A 20,838-nucleotide genomic window follows, 5' to 3' on the forward strand; every position below is an offset into this window, starting at 1 on the left:
AAAACGACATCAGCACGATGGGAATTGAATAACCAGTATTGCTAGCAACATATAAGGGGCATGCCGACAACGGTGTGCCTCTTTTGCTGCAGTTCATATTATTGTTTGAATCGTCTATATTAAAATAAGTATTTGTCTTATTTGGACTTCAGCGCAATTTTGTAAGTTGATCCGTACATCATTTGTTCCCAATCGGTAAACCAAATGAAAGCGGTTGATATTATGATGTTTATAGGAGGGCAAGCCAATGATGATTGATAAACGTCCTTCGCTTTTATTGGATTATCTTTTAAAAGTGAAGAGTGTCAACATGAATCAGATTATGGATGCAACGCAATTAACGAAACGTCAAATATCCTATGATTTGGATAAAGTGAATCAATGGCTAAAGGAGAAAGACCTCCCCATCATCCAATTCAAAGGTGTTCATTATATTGTAGTGCCTGATGCTGTAGTGGAATATTTTCGCGATCAGGATTTAAATCATCATGAGCGGAATTTTGTTTTTTCCGAAGAAGAACGCTTGGCGGTTATCTACCTTTATGTATTTATGCGAAATGATACTATTTCATCCTTTCATTTAACGCAGCTATTACAAGTCAGTAAGAACACGGTGATTTCCGATATTAAAAAGGCAAATAAAATGATTGGCTCTTTCTTGGTGGAAATACGCTATTCCCGAAAACATGGCTATCATCTGGTTGGAACAGAGTTCGATAAAAGAGCTCTTGCCATGCACTACATATCCCGCTTGATCCAGGTCCCTTACTTTGAAGAACTGTTGGATTATCTATTAAAGGAAGAAACTAAAAAAATTGGTTTTCGAGAAGTTTTAACCATTCTTAAACAAATTGAAAAGCAGTTTTCTCTTAATTTTGTAGAAGAACGTTTACATCAATTAGCCAATTTTTTGATTTTTTATTATTATCGGCGACTGAAAAAAAAGTTTGTACAATTTCACTCAGATGAAGTTGCTCTATTAATAAAAGATCCGATGCATGAAGTGGCGTTAACTTTAAGTCAACTTCTCCATCTCGAGAATGAGGAAGCGGAGTTATGTTTCTTAACGGTCCAATTTCTTGGTTTATCTTTTGGAAAAAGTTCTGCCCCCAAGCGTGAACAGGATTTATTATTTAAACTTTGCGAACAGCTTGTCTTTGATTTTGAGACCAAGGCCTGCATCGTTTTTGAAAAAAAGGATGAAGTGGTCCATACGTTGTACCAGCATTTTAAGCCTGCCTTTTTTCGTATGAAGTACCGGATTCCTGTTGAAAATCCACTGCTTAATCAAATTAAGAATGAGCATAAAGAGCTATACATGCTTGTAAAGGAAATACTGCATCCGATTGGAACCTTGTTGAAAATCACCATCCCTGAGGAGGAAATAGGGTTTATCACAATCCACTTTGGAGCTTTGTTAGAAAGACCAAAACAGGAGATGCCGGAAAATAAGAAAGCCATCGTGGTTTGTCCAAGCGGGATTAGTTCGTCATTAATGGTGAAACACCAGCTGGAATCACTTTTCTCAGAGATTGAAGTTGAAAAAACCTTATCATTACGAGAATTTCAGGAAGGACAATATGACCATTATGATTTAGTTTTTTCGACAGTAAAGCTAGAGACAAAACTACCTTGTTTTTATGTGAAGCCAATTATGACACCAAATGAAAAGCATAATTTAGTCAAAGAAGTTTATCACCTGCTGTTTGGCACTCACTATCACGATATTTCCTTGAAAGAACTGATTCAAACCATTGGAAAGTTCACTACAATTTACGATGAAGAAGGCTTAAAGAAGGAATTAAGTCGCTTCATATTTTATAAAAAAGAAAATGTTTATAAAGGGAAACAGCCATCATTAGAGGATTTATTGCAAGCTGAAACCATCCAGGTAATGGAAGAGGTTGTTGATTGGAAAGAGGCAATAAAAGCAGCGGCAAATCCTCTTCTGATCAACGGGACAATTGAAACATCCTATGTTGATGCGATGATTGAAAATATTGATACATTAGGTCCATATGTCGTCATTGGTCCGGAGGTAGCAATCCCGCATGCTCGTCCGGAAAAGGGAGTTAATCGGATTGGGATGAGCTTTTTAAAGCTTAAAAAGCCAGTTTACTTTTTAAACAACCATGATTATCCAGTTCGATTGCTGTTTTGCATTGCAGCGACAGATAATACAAACCATCTTAAGGCACTTTCGCAGTTGACAGAACTGCTAAATGAACCAGACAATCTTGAAATTTTAAAAGATTTAGAGTCGATAGACGACATCACATCATTTTTTAGCCAAAACTCCACAATTGACTGAACAGTCGTTCCTTGGAAATAAGCTAAAGAGTAATTTAAAACTAGAGGAGCTTGATTTTATTATGGTAAGCAAAACGTTCACAATTATAGATGAAACAGGGATCCATGCACGCCCAGCAACAATACTAGTATCAGCAGCAAGCAAATTTAATGCTGAGATCGCATTAGAATACAACGGCAAATCAGTAAACCTAAAATCAATTATGGGTGTTATGTCTTTAGGTATTCCAAAAGGTGCAACAATCAAGGTATCGGCTGAAGGCTCTGATGAAAATGAAGCACTTAGTTTATTAGAAGATACTCTAAAAAGTGGAGGTCTCGTATAATGATAACGGAAGAAGTTTTAACAAAAGAGATTTCAGGCATTGCGGCATCAAGCGGTATTGCGATTGCAACAGCCTTCCGCTTAGAAAATCCTGACTTGAAAGTGGAGAAAAACGCGGTTACAGATGTTAATCTCGAAATAAAACGCTTTGAACAGGCCCTTGAGTTGTCAAAGGGAGAACTTCAGAAAATCAAAGAGCATACCTCTTTGAATCTGGGCGACGATAAGGCTGAAATTTTTGAGGCCCACTTGCTTGTCCTAAATGACCCGGAACTTATTACACAAATCAAAGATAAAATAAAAGATGAACACGTTAATGCAGAGTTTGCCTTACAAGAAGTGGTCAACATGTTCGTATCAATGTTTGAAGCATTAGATAACGAATATATGAAGGAACGGGCTGCTGACATTCGCGATGTGGCCAAGCGGATATTGTCGCATCTTTTAGGGGTAACAATCCCTAATCCAAGCTTGATTTCTGAAGAAGTGATTATGATTGCAGAGGATTTAACACCTTCTGATACTGCTCAATTAAACCGTCAGTTTGTTAAAGGATTTACAACCAATATCGGCGGACGCACTTCTCATTCGGCTATAATGGCTCGATCTATGGAAATTCCAGCTGTTGTTGGAACCAAAACGGTCATGGAAGACATTAAAAATGGCGATGTTGTTATTCTTGATGGATTAGATGGAAAGGTCATTGTCAATCCAACTGAAGAGGTCATCAAAGAATATAACGGGAAAAAGGCCGCTTACGAAGCACAAAAGGCAGAGTGGGCCAAGCTGGTCAATGAGCCGACCATCACAAAAGATGGCATGCATGTTGAACTCGCTGCCAATATCGGAAAACCAGAGGATCTCACCGGAGTGCTTGAAAATGGGGGCGAAGGCGTCGGTTTATACCGAACGGAGTTTTTATATATGGGGCGCACTCAGCTTCCAACAGAAGAGGAGCAATTTGCTGCGTTTAAAGCTGTATTAGAGGGAATGGAAGGAAAGCCTGTCGTGATTCGCACCCTTGATATCGGCGGCGATAAAGAACTGCCGTATTTAGAACTGCCAAAAGAAATGAATCCGTTCCTTGGATTTAGGGCGATTCGCTTATGCTTAGAAATGCAGGATATGTTCCGAACACAGCTTCGAGCCTTGCTTCGAGCAAGCATTTATGGAAATTTAAAAATCATGTTTCCGATGATTGCTACACTTGATGAGTTCCGTTCGGCAAAGGCACTTCTTGAAGAAGAGAAGCAAAAGCTTTTGGCTGAAGGCCAGCAGGTATCAGAAAAAATCGAGCTCGGCATCATGGTAGAAATTCCTTCTACTGCTGTTTTGGCTGATCAGTTTGCTAAGGAAGTGGATTTTTTCAGCATTGGTACAAATGATTTAATTCAATATACAATGGCTGCTGATCGTATGAACCAACGTGTTTCCTATCTCTATCAACCTTACAGTCCGTCCATCTTAAGATTGGTTAAAATGGTCATCGATGCTGCTCATGCTGAAGGTAAATGGGCAGGTATGTGCGGTGAAATGGCAGGGGACGAAACAGCCATTCCACTTCTCTTAGGCCTTGGACTCGATGAGTTCTCCATGAGTGCAACATCGATCCTGAAAGCACGTTCCCAAATTCTTCGACTTTCTAAAGCCGAAATGAAAAACTTAGCAGAAAAAGCCTTGCAAATGAGAACTACAAATGAAGTAATCGAAGCCGTAAAGGAATTTATTAAATAAAGACGACAATTAAAAAAACGATACTTAAAGAGGACTGTTTTATTTTTTTGGAAAATAAAACAGTCCTTATTAACTATTATTCATTATTTCTTGTAAAAACATGATGATACATAGTGTATTTCCACCACAAAATAGAAAACCATGGTAAATGCAGATATTGTTTTTGACTTGCTATTAAACCAATCTCGATGCTTTAGTTCAATAATAAAATCAACTATAATATAATCTAGTACATATAATTAGGGGGTGGATAAAAAATGGAAAAGGTAACACCGTTTTTAATGTTTCAAGAAGGCAACGCAGAAGAAGCGATGAATTTTTATACATCTATCATTGAGGATTCTCAAATTACAAGCATTGTTAGATACGGGGCTAATGAAGCAGGTCCAGAAGGCACCGTCATGCAGGCTACATTTACCTTGAAAGGCCAAGAATTTATGTGTATTGACAGTTTTGTCAAACATCAATTCTCTTTTACACCTTCTTTCTCAATCTTTATTACTTGTAATACTGAAGAGGAACTTGACTTTCTTTATGAGAAACTCCTTGAAGGCGGACAAGCACTTATGCCTTTAAACAATTATGGGTTCAGTAAAAAGTTTGGTTGGGTAAATGACCGTTTCGGCGTTTCGTGGCAAATAAATCTTCCTTAGTGATATGAAGCAAGGGGACGGTTCTCGTGCCTCAAAGTTAGATAGACTGGGATGAATTAAGCTCTGATGATTAGGTGAAATATTTGCTTGTACCACGCGATGTTCATCCGCCCTTAAAGAATAAAAGCCACCTATCTCGAAAAAATGAGATAGGTGGCATTTTTATGTTATTTTGAAGAAATGATTATCTTGCATGATTTCCAGTTCATATACGTTTTTATTTAGCGGTTAAGAAGTGGTTGGAAATCCTTCGATTCCACTTTTAAAGCTTTCTTTATCAGTAGATATTGCTCCATCTCTTTTATCAATTGAAATAATTGAGCCCTGGCCTCAAATTCCTCCCTGGTTTCCGGGAGAGGTTCATTCTTAAATTGGTCTTGTAATTCATATAAGCGAATTAACAACTGCTGTGCCGTGTTCCCTGGGTGAATGGAACTGCTTACTACTTCAAGAAAATCTGCAATCATATACCTTTGTTTGACTAACGGCTCAATGGATGTCACGATTGGTAAAACCCGCTCAATAATTTCAAATTGTTTTTCACGTATTTGAAAATAATGATAATAGTAATTTTCTGAACGTAAAAAATGATTTTCTACATTTCTAAACGCCAAACTTTTAGCTTCTTCCAGCAAGCCGGCCGTCTCCGTAATTTCATTCCCCATCCAACGGCTTTCATTTGTCCGTAAATAGGAAACCATTTCCTCAAAGATTTTGCGGAAGTTTTTCTCGATTTCTACTTGATACTGCTTTAGCTTAGAATCTAGACTAGGCATATACAAGTTGACCAGCAGGGCAGTTCCGATGCCAATCACAATAAGATAGACCTCGTTTAGAACGATTCCCGCCGTCATTTGGTGCCCTGAGTAGATATGGAGAATGATGACAGAACTAGTTACCACACCTTCCGAGACCTTGAAAAGAACAGTAACCGGTATGAAGAGTAATAGTAATAAGCCAATGACCAGTGGATGGTAGGAGATCCCTTCAAAGAATATAAAGGAAAAGCCGATGCCAAGTATACAAGCAACAAAACGGGCATACGCAGTTTTGAGGGATTTTTTCTTGGAGTTTTGTATACATAAAATCGTTATGATGCCGGCAGAAGCAAAAAAATTCAAGCCGAAAAATTGAGCAATGATGATCGCTGCAGCCGTGCCAATGGCTGTCTTTAACGTACGATAACCGATTTTATATCTTCCCATACCCTAACCTCATTTATTCTTATAGTTTTATATAAACGGAGAAACATCCAGTAAACAAAATAGGTCATAAAATTTCAACTTAACTTTTGTATTATACAGCCTTTTTTATCTTTTAGAAAACCAAACCTGGATTTATTAAAACTTTTATTGATTAAACTAACTGTTTAAAAATCACCAGTGGAAGTTTAGTTTTAAATGTAATTATGATTTCGATAAAGTGGATGGTAGAATTTATGGATAATTGGAGGGTCTCTAAACAAACTCCATATATTATAATTTTAAAAGTGATATTACTAATAATTAGACAAATAAAATAAGACTTTAGTGGTCCAACCACAATCATTAATATATCTATATTTTATTTCATAAGAGGTGTTATATGAAGATATTAATTACCTTGGTAATTGTTGTCATCCTAATCGCAATTATTTCCACATTATTTATTGCTGGAAAGGCTGACGAAAATTATAGTAGCTCGACAAAAAGAAACACAACAAATTTGACCTTAATTTATGCGATTTCTATTCCATTAATTTTAATTGCTCTTGGAATATTTATTGTGTTTTTTACCTAATAAAAATGCCTATTGTCGTATGATGATAGGCATTTATAATGGGATATTTTTCCAAAAAAAGAATAATAAGACCACGAATAATCACTTAATAAGGAATGTTGAATATGGATTGGAAACCAGACCGTAACGCCAAAAAAGCTATCTATAAGCAGCTTGCAGAATTTATCGAAAATGGAATTGCGGATGGTACTTTTCCTCCGGATAAACCACTACCTTCCGAAAGAAAATTAGCTAAGGAACTTAATGTAAATAGAAGTACAGTGGTTGCTGCATATGACGAATTGGAGTCAAATGGACTCATTCAAAGAAATAGGGGAAGCGGGACGACAATAAGTAAAGATATTTGGGGTATTACCAAGAAGCGTATACCGAGCTGGAACAGGTATGTCGAGGCAGGCTCGTTTTTACCAAATCAACCTGTAATACAAAGGATTCGAAAAGAAGCAGTAGAACATAAGTTGATCAATCTTGCAAGCGGGGAACTGTCGGAAGATCTTTTTCCTTTGAAATTCTTACGGGAGATTACCTCAACTAGATCATTTATTGGAAGCTTAGGATACGATCATCCACAGGGGAACGAGGTATTAAGGGGTACCATTACAAAGCATGTCAAGCAGTTTCGTAAAATTGAAACAAATCCTTCATCTATTTTAATTACATCTGGAGCACAACAAGCGTTGCACTTGGTAGTTCAATGTCTGTTAAAACCAGGAGATGCTGTTGCTTTAGAGGATCCCTCTTACAATTACAATCTTCCTATATTTAAATCAGCAGGAATTAAACCGTATTATTTACCAGTAGGCAAGGATGGTATTGAACCGGATGATTTGCTGACATTATATAAAAAACACCGAATCAGAATGATATTTTTGAATCCGGCTTATCAAAACCCGACAGGGACTCTGCTTAGTGAAACTAAGAGGAAAGCTATTTTAGAAATATCTTCTGAATACGGGATTCCCGTTGTCGAGGATGATCCATATAGTTTAACTTCTTTTACAGGAGAAGAAGTCTCAACATTAAAATCGATGGATATCCACGGAAATGTATTATATATTAGCTCTTTATCAAAAATCATCGCTTCTGGGTTAAGAATTGGCTGGATTATTGGACCAAGACCGGTTATTGAAAGATTATCCGATGCGAAACAACAAATTGATTTCGGGCATGCAAGTTATACTCAATGGATTGCCAATGATTTTCTAGAATCGGAAAATTTCAATTCACATATCAAAGGATTGGTAAAGGAATTAGAGAATCGAAGGAATCAAATTGTTACCAGCCTAAATTATTTTTTAGGGGATCAAGTGGAATATTTCATCCCACAAGGAGGAATTCATCTATGGTGCAGGGTGAAAAAAGACTGTAATGAAATGCAATTGCTTGAGGAATCAATCAAAAGAGGAGTCATTTTTGTCCCAGGTTCAACAATGGGATCTAAAAAGGGATTTGTTCGTTTTACTTTTGCAAGGGAAGATGAAGAATCCATACATGAAGGAATCAAAAGGTTTGCAGCTGCGCTTAAATTCCTTTAATAACTACTACTTTGTTGAAAATTTTAAGATTCTTAATCTATTAATTCTTAAAATAAGTACTTGAGGTAAACCAGATATTTATCAAGGAGTTGATATGAAATGACATGGACGGCTGCTGTTATTATAGTGATTGGTGTAACTTTCAAATTATTAATGAGTCCCCCAAGTGCAGTTGTAGGTTGGGTTGTAAGCAAATTTGCACTACATCCACAACTTGATTCAAAAAATATTACTATAAGTTTTAATGGAAAGTACCTAGAAGAGGTGGAAAAAATTAGTTTGACTAATTATTTTAATGAGGCTAACTTTTTAAAAAAATATCCAATATTTCCAGGCAATGAGAAATTGTTTCTACATCCAGAGACTAATGTTATTCCGATTATTATAAACGTAAAAAGGAAGAAAAAAGAGGTAAATCTCTTCTTATATTGTTACAATGATCGCGTTGATGTTGTAAAGCAATGGAAGAAGAAAGTTGCTTCCTATAGTCTTAGTTCTGAGCATCTCCAAAAGTTTACTATTTCAAATAGTATAGATGCATAAAAGAAACGGATTAATATTTCTTTAAATCAATTGTATGTCGCTACCAAAAACCGTTATTTATTGTGGAAAACGGTCTTTAATTCATTTTTTAATACTTTATAAAAGGGCTACTGAGGTAGCTCTTTTATATTGGTGACGACTGATTGTGAAGTGGTTTATAGAAAACAAATCGGACCACAACATTTTATACAGAACTAAAATGTTGTGGTCCTAGGAAATGGGATTTAATTTAGTTTTTGGTGGTCTTTATTAATACACAGTTCATACTTATGCTGTTTTGTTTACACTTTTTTCGCCTTTTTCTTCTGTAATATTTTCTATATATCGAGCAATGAATGTACCTATAAGTAAGGACCAAACCGGTGCGCTGATACTTAGAATTGTAGTGCCGGATAAACTAATAATAAAGGCAAATACAGTGCTAGTTTTTATTGAATGCTTCGAGAAAGCCTGATATAAACTATTTCCGAACACATTTAGTAAAGAAAATCCAACAATTATGGAAATAAACTCTTTCGGCAAGGTTTGAATAAATGGAACCAATTTCCAGGAGAATAATCCGTAAACTAAAAGCAGAACACCAGCTATTACAGCCCCCATATATCTTTTTTCCTTTGGTCCTGCTTCCTTATCTGAACAGATTGCCGTTGCCATACCTGCGATATTTGCAGATTGACCTCCAAAAAAGCAAGTTATTAATGAAAATAGCCCGCTAAAGGAGATAATTTTATTTATAGGAGCCCGATAATCATTTTGTTCCAATGCACCAATAGCAACCGCAATATCATTACTTAGAATTAAAAGAGTTAGAGGGATAGCGATCGAAAGGAAACTAGATGTGTTAAAGTCAGGAAACTGAATACTAGGCATAAACGCTGCTGAAGTACCTTCAATGCTATTCAATGGATAGAACAGGTTCAAAACAATAAAGCCGATAATAATTGCGGAAATAACGGGTGGCAACTTAAGTTTCCATCTCAAAAAAATTAAAAAGGTGATTAAAGAAATCAATCCAACAATAAATAGGGTGTTTATGGAAACAATAAAATTCACCATATAGTGGGTTATCATTCCTGCCAGCATTGCAGAAATAATTTCTTTAGGCACTAACTTAATAAATTTTGAGAAAAAACCAAGAAATCCAATGGTGACCATTAGTAATGCTGAAATTAAATATGCCCCAATTAATTCATGAAAGGTAAAGTGAGATGTCATCGTTGCTAAAAATGCTACACCTGTAAGTGTATGGCCTCCAACAATTGGTATCTTACTATACAAAGGAAGAATAATTCCGAATAACCCGCCAAAAACGTAGACTGCAAATATCCATAAAATCGACTGTGTTGTATTGAAGTTTCCGTTTGAAGATGCTTCCAATATAAGAGCAGTCGGACCTGTTATGACGAATATTCCCGCAACCATACCTGCCGAAATATTTTTATGGTTTAAGTCTTTAAAGATAATAGATTCCCCCTATTCCATATATAATCTGTGTTTTCCCCTCTTTTGGCTTATACAATATTAACCTTTTGGCATTCTGCACAAGTAGACCCATTGTATACTAATCTAATTTTATAAAGGGTTATCACTTTTTACATCATCCAATCATCAGTTTTTATTACCATCCATTTGCATTATTACAAAAAGTTCCTATATCAGGAATGAATCTATCTTTTTTTAGAAATGGATGGTTAAAAAAGAGTATAAGTGGATGATTAAAAAATTTTTAATTCCTTTATTATTGAATTGTGTATTTGAAGAAACAACAGGTTCTATTAATATTATCGGTTATTGTGTGAATGTGTTCACAAAAATTCATCTTTACCATTTGATTTTCAATAATAGAAACTCACCCAGTCTATTTAATTATTCAAATGTTGATAAATTCAATACTAAATTGATTGTGGGGATAGGTTATGAACGAGATCAGGTCAAATAAAAAATCGTAAGGCATTGGATAACATAAAGCCTTATATACCAGGTAAACCATTATGGGAAGTGGAAAAAGAATTAGGGTTAAAAAGGGTAATAAAACTAGCATCTAATGAGAACCCTCTCGGACCATCACCTAAAACCATTAAAGCAATCTCTGGTAGTCTTACAGAGCTTAATCGTTATCCGGATGCACATGCCATTGAGTTAAAGAAGGCGATCGCATCCTGTCTAGAACTGTCCCCTGAGAATTAAATTATTACAAACGGTGCGAAGAGAATACAATATTAAAAGAAGTACTTAGTTCCATACTTTAAAATTAAGGTTAGTTAACTTTAAGGAGGAGAGATAAAATGAACGAACTCGCCAAGAAGCTAAATGATGATTCAATTAAATATAATTCAAATATATATGATTTATTATCTAATTTGGGCAAGAAGCTATACTATCCAAAAGGTATCTTAAGTCAAAGTGCTGAAGCAAGCAAAAAGGCTACTCGTTTTAATGCAACAATAGGAATTGCTACTGAAAAGAATATGCCAATGCATTTTGAACATATACAGGAATCATTACAAGGTTATTCCCCAGAGGATATTTATCCGTACGCCCCGCCTTCCGGAAAATTAGAATTGCGTTTGGGTTGGAAGGAGAAATTACTGCGGGAAAATCCATCCCTAGAGGATAAAAGTTTTGGACTACCTAATGTAACCAATGCCTTGACCCATGGTTTGAGTCTTGCAGCGGACCTATTTGTTGATGAGAATGACACCATTATCCTGCCGGATAAATATTGGGGAAACTATCAAACTATTTTTCATGTTCGAAGGGGAGGCCTTCTTAAGACATTTAAGCTTTTTGACGAATACGAAAAATTCAATGTTTCTGCGTTCAGAGAATGTTTAATGGTACAACAGGATGCAGGTAAGGCAATTGTTATCCTGAACTTTCCGAATAACCCTACAGGATATACCCCTGGAGAAGAGGAAGTTAACGGAATTATTTCAGTGGTTAAGGAAGCGGCAGAATCGGGTATTAAAGTAGCTGTTATTCTTGATGATGCCTATTTCGGGCTTTTCTACGAAAACTCGGTAAAAGAATCTTTATTTGGGAGATTAGCTGGACTGCATCCCAAAATATTGCCTATAAAGGTAGATGGGGCAACAAAAGAAAATTATGTGTGGGGCCTAAGAGTTGGATTTATCACCTTTGCCGCTGAAAGTCCAGAAATTTTAGAAATATTGGAACAGAAAACAAAAGGTCTAATCCGTGGGACGATTTCTAGTAGTTCCCACCTATCTCAGACAATTGTTTTACATTCATTGCAATCTAAAGAATTTGAAATAGAAAAACGTGAAAAGTTTGAAGTCATGAATAAAAGAGCAACAAAGGTAAAAGAGATTGTCAGCCAGGAAAGGTACAAGAGAGTTTGGAGATTTTATCCATTTAACTCTGGATATTTTATGTGTTTGAAGCTATTAAATGTTGATGCTGAAAAGTTGAGACTTCATTTGTTGGACGAATATGGAGTAGGTACTATAGCCATTAACGCAACTGACTTAAGAATCGCTTTTTCTTGTGTTGAAGAAGAGGATTTAGAAGAACTTTTTGAATTGATCTATACAGGAATAAATGAACTATTAATAAGGGAGTAAAAAGTAAAGTCTATTGATACAAAAATACTTGATGGGTTAGGAAAGTATGTTTCAAGAGAACACTTTCATCATCTATTACAACTATGATTCACTTTACTTTGCAAGATGAGAAAGGGTGAGAAAAGAATTGGTAAACCAATTTGAAACTCCGTTATTTACGGCTTTAAAAAATCATGCAGAAAAAAATCCAATCCAATTCCATATTCCCGGGCATAAAAAAGGGAATGGAATGGATCCTGAGTTTAGAGAATTTATTGGAGAAAATGCACTTTCAATCGATTTAATCAACATTGGACCTCTTGATGACTTACATCTTCCAAAAGGAATCATCAAACAGTCACAAGAGTTGGCTGCAAAAGCATTCGGTGCGGATTATACCTTTTTCTCTGTTCAGGGTACGAGCGGGGCCATAATGACCATGATTATGTCTGTTTGCGCACCGGGTGATAAAATTCTTGTACCGCGAAACGTTCACAAATCAATCATGAGTGCGATCGTTTTTTCAGGTGCAGTTCCTATTTTTATTCATCCGGAAGTAGATTCCAAGTTTGGTGTCTCTCATGGGATTACACCAGATTCCATTGACAGTGCATTAGTTTTACACCCGGATACAAAAGCTGTTCTTGTTATCAATCCAACCTATTATGGAATCTCTGGGGATTTAGGAAGAATTGTCAACATTGCACATTCTAGAAACATTCCGGTTCTTGTAGATGAAGCCCATGGAGCGCATATTCATTTCCATAAGGAACTGCCGTTATCTGCCATGGAGGCAGGGGCTGACATGGCTGCAACTAGTGTGCACAAATTAGGCAGTTCCCTTACTCAGAGCTCCATTCTAAATTTACGGGGAAATCTTGTTTCACCGAAACGGGTGCAAGCGGTTTTGAGTATGTTAACGACAACTTCGACTTCTTATTTATTATTAGCGTCATTAGATGTTGCCAGAAAATCATTAGCTACAGAAGGACAAGCACTGCTTACGGACACGATTCGAAAAGCAGAAGAAACACGTTCGAAAATTAATGAAATTCCTCATCTTTATTGTATGGGGCGTGAAATTCTCGAATCAAGTGCAGCTGTCGCGATGGATCCTACCAAGCTTTTAATATCTGTAAAAGAGTTAGGAATTACAGGATATGATGTTGAAAAATGGCTGCGAAATCGATTTAATATTGAAGTCGAATTGTCCGATCTGTACAACATCCTTTGTATTGTAACTCCTGGAGATACTCAGGAAGATTTACACACACTTATAAAAGCATTAACTTTATTGTCACAGGAATATAAAGTTCAAGCGGACATGAATATAAGCAGTTCGGTCTTGTTACCTGAAATTCCTTCGTTGGCTTTAACACCACGGGATGCTTTTTACGCTGAAACAGAAGTGATTCCATTTGAACAGTCTGTTGGAAGAATCATTGCAGAGTTTGTAATGGTTTACCCACCTGGAATTCCAATTTTTATACCGGGTGAAATTATAACGGAAGATAATTTAGTATATACCAGAAAAAATATCGAAGCCGGTCTTCCTGTTCAAGGTGCAGAGGATGAACAATTAAACACACTTCGAGTTATCAAAGAATATATACCATTTAATAGTTAATAAAAAGAGAAGCAAGAGAGCATCGAGTGGAGTAAATAGAAATATCCTATCAGTGTAAGGGGTGCAAATGTGATCACAAATAAAGATGAGGTAGTTTTAAAACAAATCATTAATGAATATCTAAAACCATTTATTAGACAAATAGATGAAAATGCATATTTTCCGAAAGAATTTCTGAATGAGGTTGGTAAAGCTGGTTTTTTCCAATTAAACGGTTTACTGAAGGAACATGTCAGCTATAGAGAGATGTATTTAATTGAAGAAACGGCGAAGTATTGCATGACAACAGCTTTTACATTATGGTGTCATTTAGCCGGTCTAGCGTCTGTGAGATTGAGCACCAATCCTTTTATTAATAACAATTTGTTACCATTATTAGAATCAGGAGATAAACTGGTAGGGACTGGTTTGTCCAATGCATTAAAATTTTATGCTGGGCTGGAACCTATCAGACTTAAAGCCGAAAGAGTTGATGGGGGATTTATTATAAATGGCAGTTTACCTAGCGTTTCAAATTTGAAGGACGATCACTGGTTTGTTATCCTAGCATCTCTAAATCACCACCAGAGAATAATGTCTATTATACCTGTAAAAATTGAAGGTTTAGCGTTAGAAAGTAAAACAAATTTTGTTGGTATAAATGGTAGTGCTACTTACTCTTGTTCCTTTCATAATGTGTACGTTCTAGATAATTGGATTATCACCGAAGAAGCAGACTCATTTATACAAAAAGTACGACCAACATTAGCACTCTACCAAATTCCTCTGGGAATAGGAGTATCTTATGCTTCTCTTAAATCTATTGAAAAGAGTTATTCCAGGGATGTTGAAGTTAATCAACATTTAGAACCGCAGCCAAAGGAATTGATTGAAGAGCTACAGTGCATTCGCGAAAAAGCATATAAACATGCAGATAACTTAGATCTATCACTTATTTGGAAGGAAATATTGTTAACACGCTTAGAAATAGCTAAATTGACCTTGAAAGTGGTCCATGCCGACATGCTCTATTCCGGTGGTCAAGCTTATTTACAAGGGAGTGAACCATTTAGAAGGCTGAGAGAAGCTTACTTTTTAGTAAATCTTAGTCCAACAATCAAGCAATTAGGATCATTAAATTAGTTAGATAAATAGTAAAATAATGTATATGACCCAGTATGGAATAGGGTGGTGACAAATACACGCAGTTTACTTTCTGTTTAGTTAATCGAAAAAATCTTCCAAATAAGGAAGATTTTTTTAATGCAATTTAGGAAATCCCTGCTGACGCAAAGCCTCATACACCAATATCGCAGCTGTATTCGAAAGGTTCAGTGAACGAACATGATCATTCATTGGAATCCTCAGAAAGTGATCTTTATGTGTTCTTAGTAAATCTTTTGGTAAACCCGTTGTTTCTTTTCCAAACATAAAATAATGTTCCTTTGAAACATCACTGAAATCAAAGGATGAATGTGCTTTTTCACCAAACGTTTCAATATAGTAAAACTCACCTTGATTTTTTGAAAAAAAGTCATCCAATGAGTCATAGTACGTTATGTTAACAGACTGCCAGAAATCTAAACCTGCTTGTTTTATCATTTTTTCATCTGTTGAAAAACCAAGTGGCCGGATTAAATGTAAGGCTGTATCCGTTGCGGCACAAGTACGTGCAATATTTGCCGTATTTGACGGTATTTCTGGTTGATATAGGACAACATGTATTGCCAAGAATGGTCACCTCTGTCTTTATTTTCCCTCCAAATTATAGCATAAAGAATGGGAGGATATGTACTTACGATAAAGGGGACAAGGGTTCAATAATACGGTCGCTTCGCGACATGTAGCCATATAGAGTCTTTTGGTCGCATGTTGCACTAATCAAGCTTGTTGTATATAAAAAACAGTGATGATGATAGGACTATTTGGTTTAAATCATATCCTTAATATAAATATGCCAAACAAAAAATCGAGACATTTCGACATTATTCTTGTTGCATAATAAAATATGATGTGTTAATCTTTATGTGTAATCGGTTACACATAAGAGGTGAAACTAAATGGCTACAATACGGGATGTTGCCAAAAAAGCTGGAGTATCTGTAGCGACAGTTTCCAGAGCTTTAAATGATAAGGGATATGTTCATGAAGATACTAGGAAACTAATCAATAAAGCGATTCAGGAATTAAATTATAAGCCAAATGAAGTGGCAAGGTCGTTATATAAGAAAAAATCAAGGTTAATCGGTTTATTGCTTCCGGATATTCGAAATCCATTTTTTCCTGAGTTAGCACGTGGGGTTGAAGACACGATGCAGGAGCACGGTTTTCGGCTGATCATTGGAAATGCGGATGAGAACCCAGCAAAAGAACTTGATTATATCCATACATTTAAACAAAATAATGTAATCGGTCTCATCGCAGCAACCAATCAAACTGAAACAAGCTACTATGAGAGTCTTGGCTTCCCAGTTGTATTTCTTGACCGGACTTCCAGTCAACATCCCTCTGTTTATGCAGATGGATTGACCGGTGGAAAAATGGCGGCACAAGAAATCGTTAAAAGGGGGAGTAAGCGGATCACTCTGCTTAAAGGGCCTATGGAATTGAAGACAGCTCAGGATCGATTTAAAGGGGCAATCGATGAGCTATGCAATTCCAATGTCAATTTTAATGTCATGACCACCGCATCGTTTACTTTTACTGATGCTGAAAAAACAGCGCAGGAACTATTTGATAAATTTCCTGAAACAGACGGTGTGATTGCCGGTAATGATCTTGGTGCTGCTGCCATTTTGCATGAAGCGTTAAGAAGAGGCATTTCCATTCCAGGTGAACTGCAAATTATCGGCTATGATGATATCCCGCTTAGCAGCTTGCTGTTCCCGCCGTTGTCGACCATTCGGCAGCCGGCGTATGATATGGGAAAAGAAGCAGCAAAACTATTAATTGCAATTATTAATAATGAGCTCATTGAGCAAAAAAATATTCAATTGCCCGTTACCTTTATTGACAGGCAAACGACTAGAAAGGTTGAGGAGAATGGCTAAAATAACCGTAATCGGAAGTTCATCGATGGACTTAGTAGTGACGGCCCCCAAAAGACCGGGTAAAGGAGAAACTATTTTAGGAGAATCGTTTAAAACGGTTCCTGGGGGAAAAGGAGCCAACCAAGCCGTTGCCGCCGCCAGATTGGGTGCAAAGGTATATATGGTCGGGTGTATCGGGGACGACGCATTCGGAAAAGCAATCCTTGAAAATTTTAAGAAAAATCATGTGTTAACCAATTATGTGGAACCGGTTACAGATATGGAGAGCGGAACTGCCCACATTACCCTAGCAGAAGGTGATAACAGCATCATTGTGGTAAAGGGTGCAAATGATTATGTAACACCTGAATTTGTCGAAAAGGCCCTGGATGTCATCCGCGAATCTGATATTGTCCTTATTCAGCAGGAAATCCCTGAAGAAACAGTGGAATACGTCAGCGGAAAATGCCATGAATTCGGGGTGCGGCTATTATTAAACCCTGCGCCGGCACGCCCAATTCGCAAGGAAGTCATCGAAAAGGCAGCCTATATTACACCGAATGAGCATGAAGCATCAGTCCTTTTTGGCCATAAAGATTTGCATGAGGCGCTATTAGAATATCCAAACAAAGTATTTATCACTGAAGGAAAAAACGGTGTACGCTTCCATAATGGCAAAACGGAGGTCCTTGTTCCTTCGTATCCGGTTGGGGTTGTTGATACAACAGGTGCAGGAGATACCTTTAACGCTGCATTTGCTGTTGCCCTTGCAGAGGGAAAAGGCTTTGAAGAAAGTATTCGATTTGCCAATCGTGCGGCATCACTATCGGTTACAAAGTTTGGTGCACAGGGCGGGATGCCAACACGTGAAGAAGTAGAGGAGAGTATGTAAATGAAACGCCATGGAATTTTAAACAGCCATATTACCAAAGTATTAACTGACCTTGGCCATACCGATTTTATTGTTATCGCGGATGTAGGATTACCGATTCCAGAAGGAGTGGCTAGAATTGATTTAGCACTTAAACCTGGTACGCCTTCCTTTCAAGAGGTGTTGGATGCAGTTGCAGACGATATGGTCATTGAAAAGTGTATTATTGCTTCTGAAATAGAAGCGGGCAATCCGCAAACAGAAAAATATTTAACAAACAAATTTACCGAAATTGATGTGGAACGGGTTACACACGAGGATTTTAAGCAGCTAACGAAAAAGGCGAAGGCCGTCATTCGCACAGGTGAAATTACGCCATATGCAAACTGTATTTTACAATCAGGTGTGTTTTTTTAAAAGAATGAGGTGAAAAAAATGCGAGTTTCGATGCAGAACATCCATAAAGCCTTTGGGTCCAATCAAGTGTTAACAGGAGTAAATTTTGAACTGCTGGATGGAGAAGTCCACGCCTTAATGGGGGAAAATGGGGCTGGCAAATCAACGATGATGAATGTCCTGACAGGGCTTCATTCTCGTGACGAAGGCACCATCATGATTGATGGAAAAGAGACCTATTTTAAAAATCCGAAAGAAGCCGAGCAAAACGGGATCACCTTTATCCACCAGGAATTAAACATTTGGCCGGATATGACCGTATTAGAAAATTTATTTATCGGGAAAGAACTGAAGAGTCCTCTTGGACTGCTGAGAACGAAGGATATGAAGGCGCTTGCCAAGAAACAGTTTGACCGGTTGATGGTTACGATTCCTTTAGATCAAGAGGCTGGTAGCTGCTCTGTTGGGGAACAGCAGATGATTGAAATTGCTAAGGCCTTGATGACCGATGCCAAGGTTATTATCATGGACGAGCCAACTGCTGCATTGACCGAAAGAGAGATCACTAAACTTTTTGAAATCATTTCTTCCTTGAAAAAGGAAGGGGTATCGATTGTATATATTTCACACCGGATGGAAGAAATATTTGCTATCTGTGACCGGATTACCGTCATGAGAGATGGCAAGACGGTGGATACCAAGGTCATTCGCGATACGAATTTTGATGAGGTTGTAAAGAAAATGGTAGGCCGGGAATTAACGGACAGATTCCCTAAACGGAATTCGAAGCCGGGCGAAACCATCCTAGAAGTAAAAGGATTAACAAAGCGCGGAGTATTCCAGAATGTGAATTTTTCAGTTCGTTCCGGAGAAATTGTTGGTGTTTCCGGTCTAATGGGAGCTGGAAGAACGGAAATTATGCGGGCCATCTTTGGACTAGATCCATTTGACAGCGGCGAGATTTGGCTGAACGGTGAGAAAATCGTCATCAAAAAACCTGACCAGGCCGTAAAGGCTGGAATTGGTTTTATTACAGAAGACCGAAAAGATGAAGGCTTGATTTTGGATTTTTCCATAAAGGATAATATCGTTTTGCCATCTTTATACAGTTTTGCGCCTAAAGGCATTATTAATGAAACTAGCGAAAAAGATTTTGTAAATATGCTGATCAAACGACTGACAGTCAAAACGGAATCTGCAGAACTTGCCGTTGGGAATTTGTCAGGGGGAAATCAACAAAAAGTGGTCATCGCCAAGTGGATTGGCATTAGTCCGAAAGTGCTAATCCTAGATGAACCGACAAGAGGGGTAGATGTCGGGGCGAAAAGAGAAATCTATCAGCTAATGAATGAACTGACGGACCGCGGGGTAGCAATCATTATGGTTTCATCAGAGTTACCGGAAGTGTTGGGAATGAGCGACCGAATCCTCGTTGTTCATGAAGGAAAAATTACTGATGAATTGAAAAAAGATGAAGCAACTCAGGAAAAAATTATGACATTGGCAACGGGAGGTCAATGAGATGAACGCAATCAATGAAACTGCTAAAGCCGGCAAGGGGAAATTTTTGAATACGGTAACACAAAAGCTTGGGCCGCTGCTCGGACTTATTATCTTATTTGTGATTGTTTCAGTACTAAACCCAAGTTTCTTAGAACCTTTAAATATATTAAATTTATTGCGCCAAGTCGCGATTAATGCGCTGATTGCTTTTGGGATGACATTTGTTATTTTAACAGGGGGCATTGATTTGTCCGTAGGGTCGATTCTTGCGCTAGGAAGTGCTTTAACGGCAGGAATGATTGTCTCTGGTCTTGACCCAATCTTAGCGATTATTATCGGCTGTTTACTTGGCGGCATCATGGGAATCGTGAACGGTCTCTTGATTACAAAAGGAAAAATGGCCCCATTCATTGCCACCTTGGCAACGATGACTGTTTTTAGAGGGTTAACACTTGTTTATACAAAAGGGAATCCAATCACAGGGCTTGGCGATAATTATTTATTCCAGTTATTTGGCCGAGGATATTTCATGGGAATACCTGTTCCAGCTGTAACGATGATTATCATGTTTGTAATATTGTATATTATTCTTCATAAAACACCATTTGGACGAAAAACATATGCGATTGGCGGCAATGAAAAGGCGGCTATTATTTCAGGTATTAAAGTGTCCAATGTTAAAGTGATGATTTACGGTCTGACTGGTTTACTGTCTGCACTGGCAGGGGCGATTTTAACATCACGGTTGAATTCCGCACAGCCAACAGCAGGTACATCTTATGAACTGGACGCCATTGCGGCGGTTGTATTAGGCGGGACAAGCTTATCCGGTGGTAAGGGAAGAATTTTTGGAACGCTGATTGGTGCCTTAATCATTGGTACGTTAAACAACGGCTTGAATCTTTTAGGTGTATCTTCTTTCTATCAAATGGTAGTAAAAGGGATTGTTATTGCCATCGCTGTCTTACTTGACCGGAAGAAATCAGCATAA

The 20,838-nt window shown here is 37.4% G+C and carries 19 protein-coding genes; 16 read left to right on the forward strand and 3 right to left on the reverse strand.

The window, feature by feature from the left end; translation table 11 throughout:
• Nucleotides 1-247 precede the first annotated feature (247 nt).
• The 4 genes from ACNQGS_RS20000 (at nucleotide 248) to ACNQGS_RS20015 (ending at nucleotide 5,022) form a co-directional block, all read left to right on the forward strand.
• Nucleotides 248-2,311 carry a BglG family transcription antiterminator gene (locus ACNQGS_RS20000; protein ID WP_491488891.1) on the forward strand — a complete coding sequence of 688 codons (2,064 nt, stop codon included), beginning with the start codon at nucleotides 248-250 and terminating at the stop codon, nucleotides 2,309-2,311.
• Between the two features lie 61 nt (nucleotides 2,312-2,372).
• Nucleotides 2,373-2,636 (forward strand): phosphocarrier protein HPr, encoded by a 264-nt coding sequence (locus tag ACNQGS_RS20005; protein ID WP_491488918.1) that lies wholly within the window; start codon nucleotides 2,373-2,375, stop codon nucleotides 2,634-2,636.
• On the forward strand, nucleotides 2,636-4,369 hold the full coding sequence (gene ptsP, locus ACNQGS_RS20010) for a phosphoenolpyruvate--protein phosphotransferase (RefSeq protein WP_491488892.1): 1,734 nt from the start codon (nucleotides 2,636-2,638) through the stop codon (nucleotides 4,367-4,369). The genes ACNQGS_RS20005 and ptsP overlap by 1 nt, the downstream gene beginning before the upstream one ends.
• A gap of 257 nt (nucleotides 4,370-4,626) precedes the next feature.
• The gene (locus ACNQGS_RS20015) at nucleotides 4,627-5,022 is read left to right on the forward strand and encodes a VOC family protein (protein ID WP_491488893.1); all 396 of its coding nucleotides are present in this window, start codon (nucleotides 4,627-4,629) and stop codon (nucleotides 5,020-5,022) included.
• A 221-nt stretch (nucleotides 5,023-5,243) separates the two neighbouring features.
• On the opposite strand, the gene ACNQGS_RS20020 is transcribed toward ACNQGS_RS20015, so the two are convergent.
• Nucleotides 5,244-6,227, reverse strand: a complete 984-nt coding sequence (locus ACNQGS_RS20020; protein ID WP_491488894.1) for an aromatic acid exporter family protein — start codon at nucleotides 6,225-6,227, stop codon at nucleotides 5,244-5,246.
• 379 nt (nucleotides 6,228-6,606) lie between these two features.
• Here ACNQGS_RS20020 and ACNQGS_RS20025 point away from each other — a divergent pair, with 379 nt between their 5' ends.
• The 3 genes from ACNQGS_RS20025 (at nucleotide 6,607) to ACNQGS_RS20035 (ending at nucleotide 8,879) form a co-directional block, all read left to right on the forward strand.
• A complete protein-coding gene (locus tag ACNQGS_RS20025) occupies nucleotides 6,607-6,801 on the forward strand; it encodes a hypothetical protein (RefSeq protein WP_464490108.1) in 195 nt (64 codons plus the stop codon).
• 104 nt (nucleotides 6,802-6,905) lie between these two features.
• Complete coding sequence (gene pdxR, locus ACNQGS_RS20030) at nucleotides 6,906-8,336, forward strand: MocR-like pyridoxine biosynthesis transcription factor PdxR (protein WP_464490107.1); 1,431 nt, start codon at nucleotides 6,906-6,908, stop codon at nucleotides 8,334-8,336.
• Between the two features lie 99 nt (nucleotides 8,337-8,435).
• Nucleotides 8,436-8,879, forward strand: coding sequence for a YfmQ family protein (locus ACNQGS_RS20035; RefSeq protein WP_491488895.1), 444 nt, complete (start codon nucleotides 8,436-8,438; stop codon nucleotides 8,877-8,879).
• A 267-nt stretch (nucleotides 8,880-9,146) separates the two neighbouring features.
• On the opposite strand, the gene ACNQGS_RS20040 is transcribed toward ACNQGS_RS20035, so the two are convergent.
• The gene (locus ACNQGS_RS20040) at nucleotides 9,147-10,343 is read right to left on the reverse strand and encodes a benzoate/H(+) symporter BenE family transporter (RefSeq protein WP_491488919.1); all 1,197 of its coding nucleotides are present in this window, start codon (nucleotides 10,341-10,343) and stop codon (nucleotides 9,147-9,149) included.
• A gap of 489 nt (nucleotides 10,344-10,832) precedes the next feature.
• Here ACNQGS_RS20040 and ACNQGS_RS20045 point away from each other — a divergent pair, with 489 nt between their 5' ends.
• The 4 genes from ACNQGS_RS20045 (at nucleotide 10,833) to ACNQGS_RS20060 (ending at nucleotide 15,191) form a co-directional block, all read left to right on the forward strand.
• A complete protein-coding gene (locus ACNQGS_RS20045; protein WP_491488896.1) occupies nucleotides 10,833-11,066 on the forward strand; it encodes a hypothetical protein in 234 nt (77 codons plus the stop codon).
• A 98-nt stretch (nucleotides 11,067-11,164) separates the two neighbouring features.
• Nucleotides 11,165-12,463: an aminotransferase class I/II-fold pyridoxal phosphate-dependent enzyme gene (locus tag ACNQGS_RS20050; protein ID WP_491488897.1), complete on the forward strand. Its 1,299-nt coding sequence runs from the start codon at nucleotides 11,165-11,167 to the stop codon at nucleotides 12,461-12,463.
• 127 nt (nucleotides 12,464-12,590) lie between these two features.
• The gene (locus ACNQGS_RS20055; RefSeq protein ID WP_491488920.1) at nucleotides 12,591-14,069 is read left to right on the forward strand and encodes an aminotransferase class I/II-fold pyridoxal phosphate-dependent enzyme; all 1,479 of its coding nucleotides are present in this window, start codon (nucleotides 12,591-12,593) and stop codon (nucleotides 14,067-14,069) included.
• Between the two features lie 69 nt (nucleotides 14,070-14,138).
• Entirely contained in the window at nucleotides 14,139-15,191 is a 1,053-nt protein-coding gene (locus tag ACNQGS_RS20060; protein ID WP_491488898.1) for an acyl-CoA dehydrogenase family protein, read from the forward strand.
• Between the two features lie 117 nt (nucleotides 15,192-15,308).
• Here ACNQGS_RS20060 and trmL read toward each other — a convergent pair whose 3' ends face one another.
• Nucleotides 15,309-15,779 (reverse strand): tRNA (uridine(34)/cytosine(34)/5-carboxymethylaminomethyluridine(34)-2'-O)-methyltransferase TrmL, encoded by a 471-nt coding sequence (gene trmL, locus ACNQGS_RS20065; RefSeq protein WP_464490101.1) that lies wholly within the window; start codon nucleotides 15,777-15,779, stop codon nucleotides 15,309-15,311.
• Between the two features lie 329 nt (nucleotides 15,780-16,108).
• On the opposite strand from trmL, the gene ACNQGS_RS20070 reads away from it, so the two are divergent.
• Genes ACNQGS_RS20070 through rbsC form a run of 5 tightly spaced genes read left to right on the forward strand, consistent with a single transcriptional unit; the run spans nucleotide 16,109 to nucleotide 20,838 of the window.
• The gene (locus ACNQGS_RS20070; RefSeq protein ID WP_491488899.1) at nucleotides 16,109-17,098 is read left to right on the forward strand and encodes a LacI family DNA-binding transcriptional regulator; all 990 of its coding nucleotides are present in this window, start codon (nucleotides 16,109-16,111) and stop codon (nucleotides 17,096-17,098) included.
• Nucleotides 17,091-17,969 carry a ribokinase gene (gene rbsK / locus ACNQGS_RS20075; protein ID WP_491488900.1) on the forward strand — a complete coding sequence of 293 codons (879 nt, stop codon included), beginning with the start codon at nucleotides 17,091-17,093 and terminating at the stop codon, nucleotides 17,967-17,969. Before ACNQGS_RS20070 ends, rbsK begins: the two co-directional genes overlap by 8 nt.
• The gene (rbsD, locus tag ACNQGS_RS20080; RefSeq protein WP_491488901.1) at nucleotides 17,970-18,365 is read left to right on the forward strand and encodes a D-ribose pyranase; all 396 of its coding nucleotides are present in this window, start codon (nucleotides 17,970-17,972) and stop codon (nucleotides 18,363-18,365) included. It begins immediately after the preceding gene.
• Between the two features lie 18 nt (nucleotides 18,366-18,383).
• The gene (locus tag ACNQGS_RS20085; protein WP_491488902.1) at nucleotides 18,384-19,865 is read left to right on the forward strand and encodes a sugar ABC transporter ATP-binding protein; all 1,482 of its coding nucleotides are present in this window, start codon (nucleotides 18,384-18,386) and stop codon (nucleotides 19,863-19,865) included.
• Between the two features lies 1 nt (nucleotide 19,866).
• Nucleotides 19,867-20,838 carry a ribose ABC transporter permease RbsC gene (gene rbsC, locus ACNQGS_RS20090; protein ID WP_464490096.1) on the forward strand — a complete coding sequence of 324 codons (972 nt, stop codon included), beginning with the start codon at nucleotides 19,867-19,869 and terminating at the stop codon, nucleotides 20,836-20,838.

The organism is Neobacillus sp. PVCKKU3 (genome assembly GCF_058323225.1).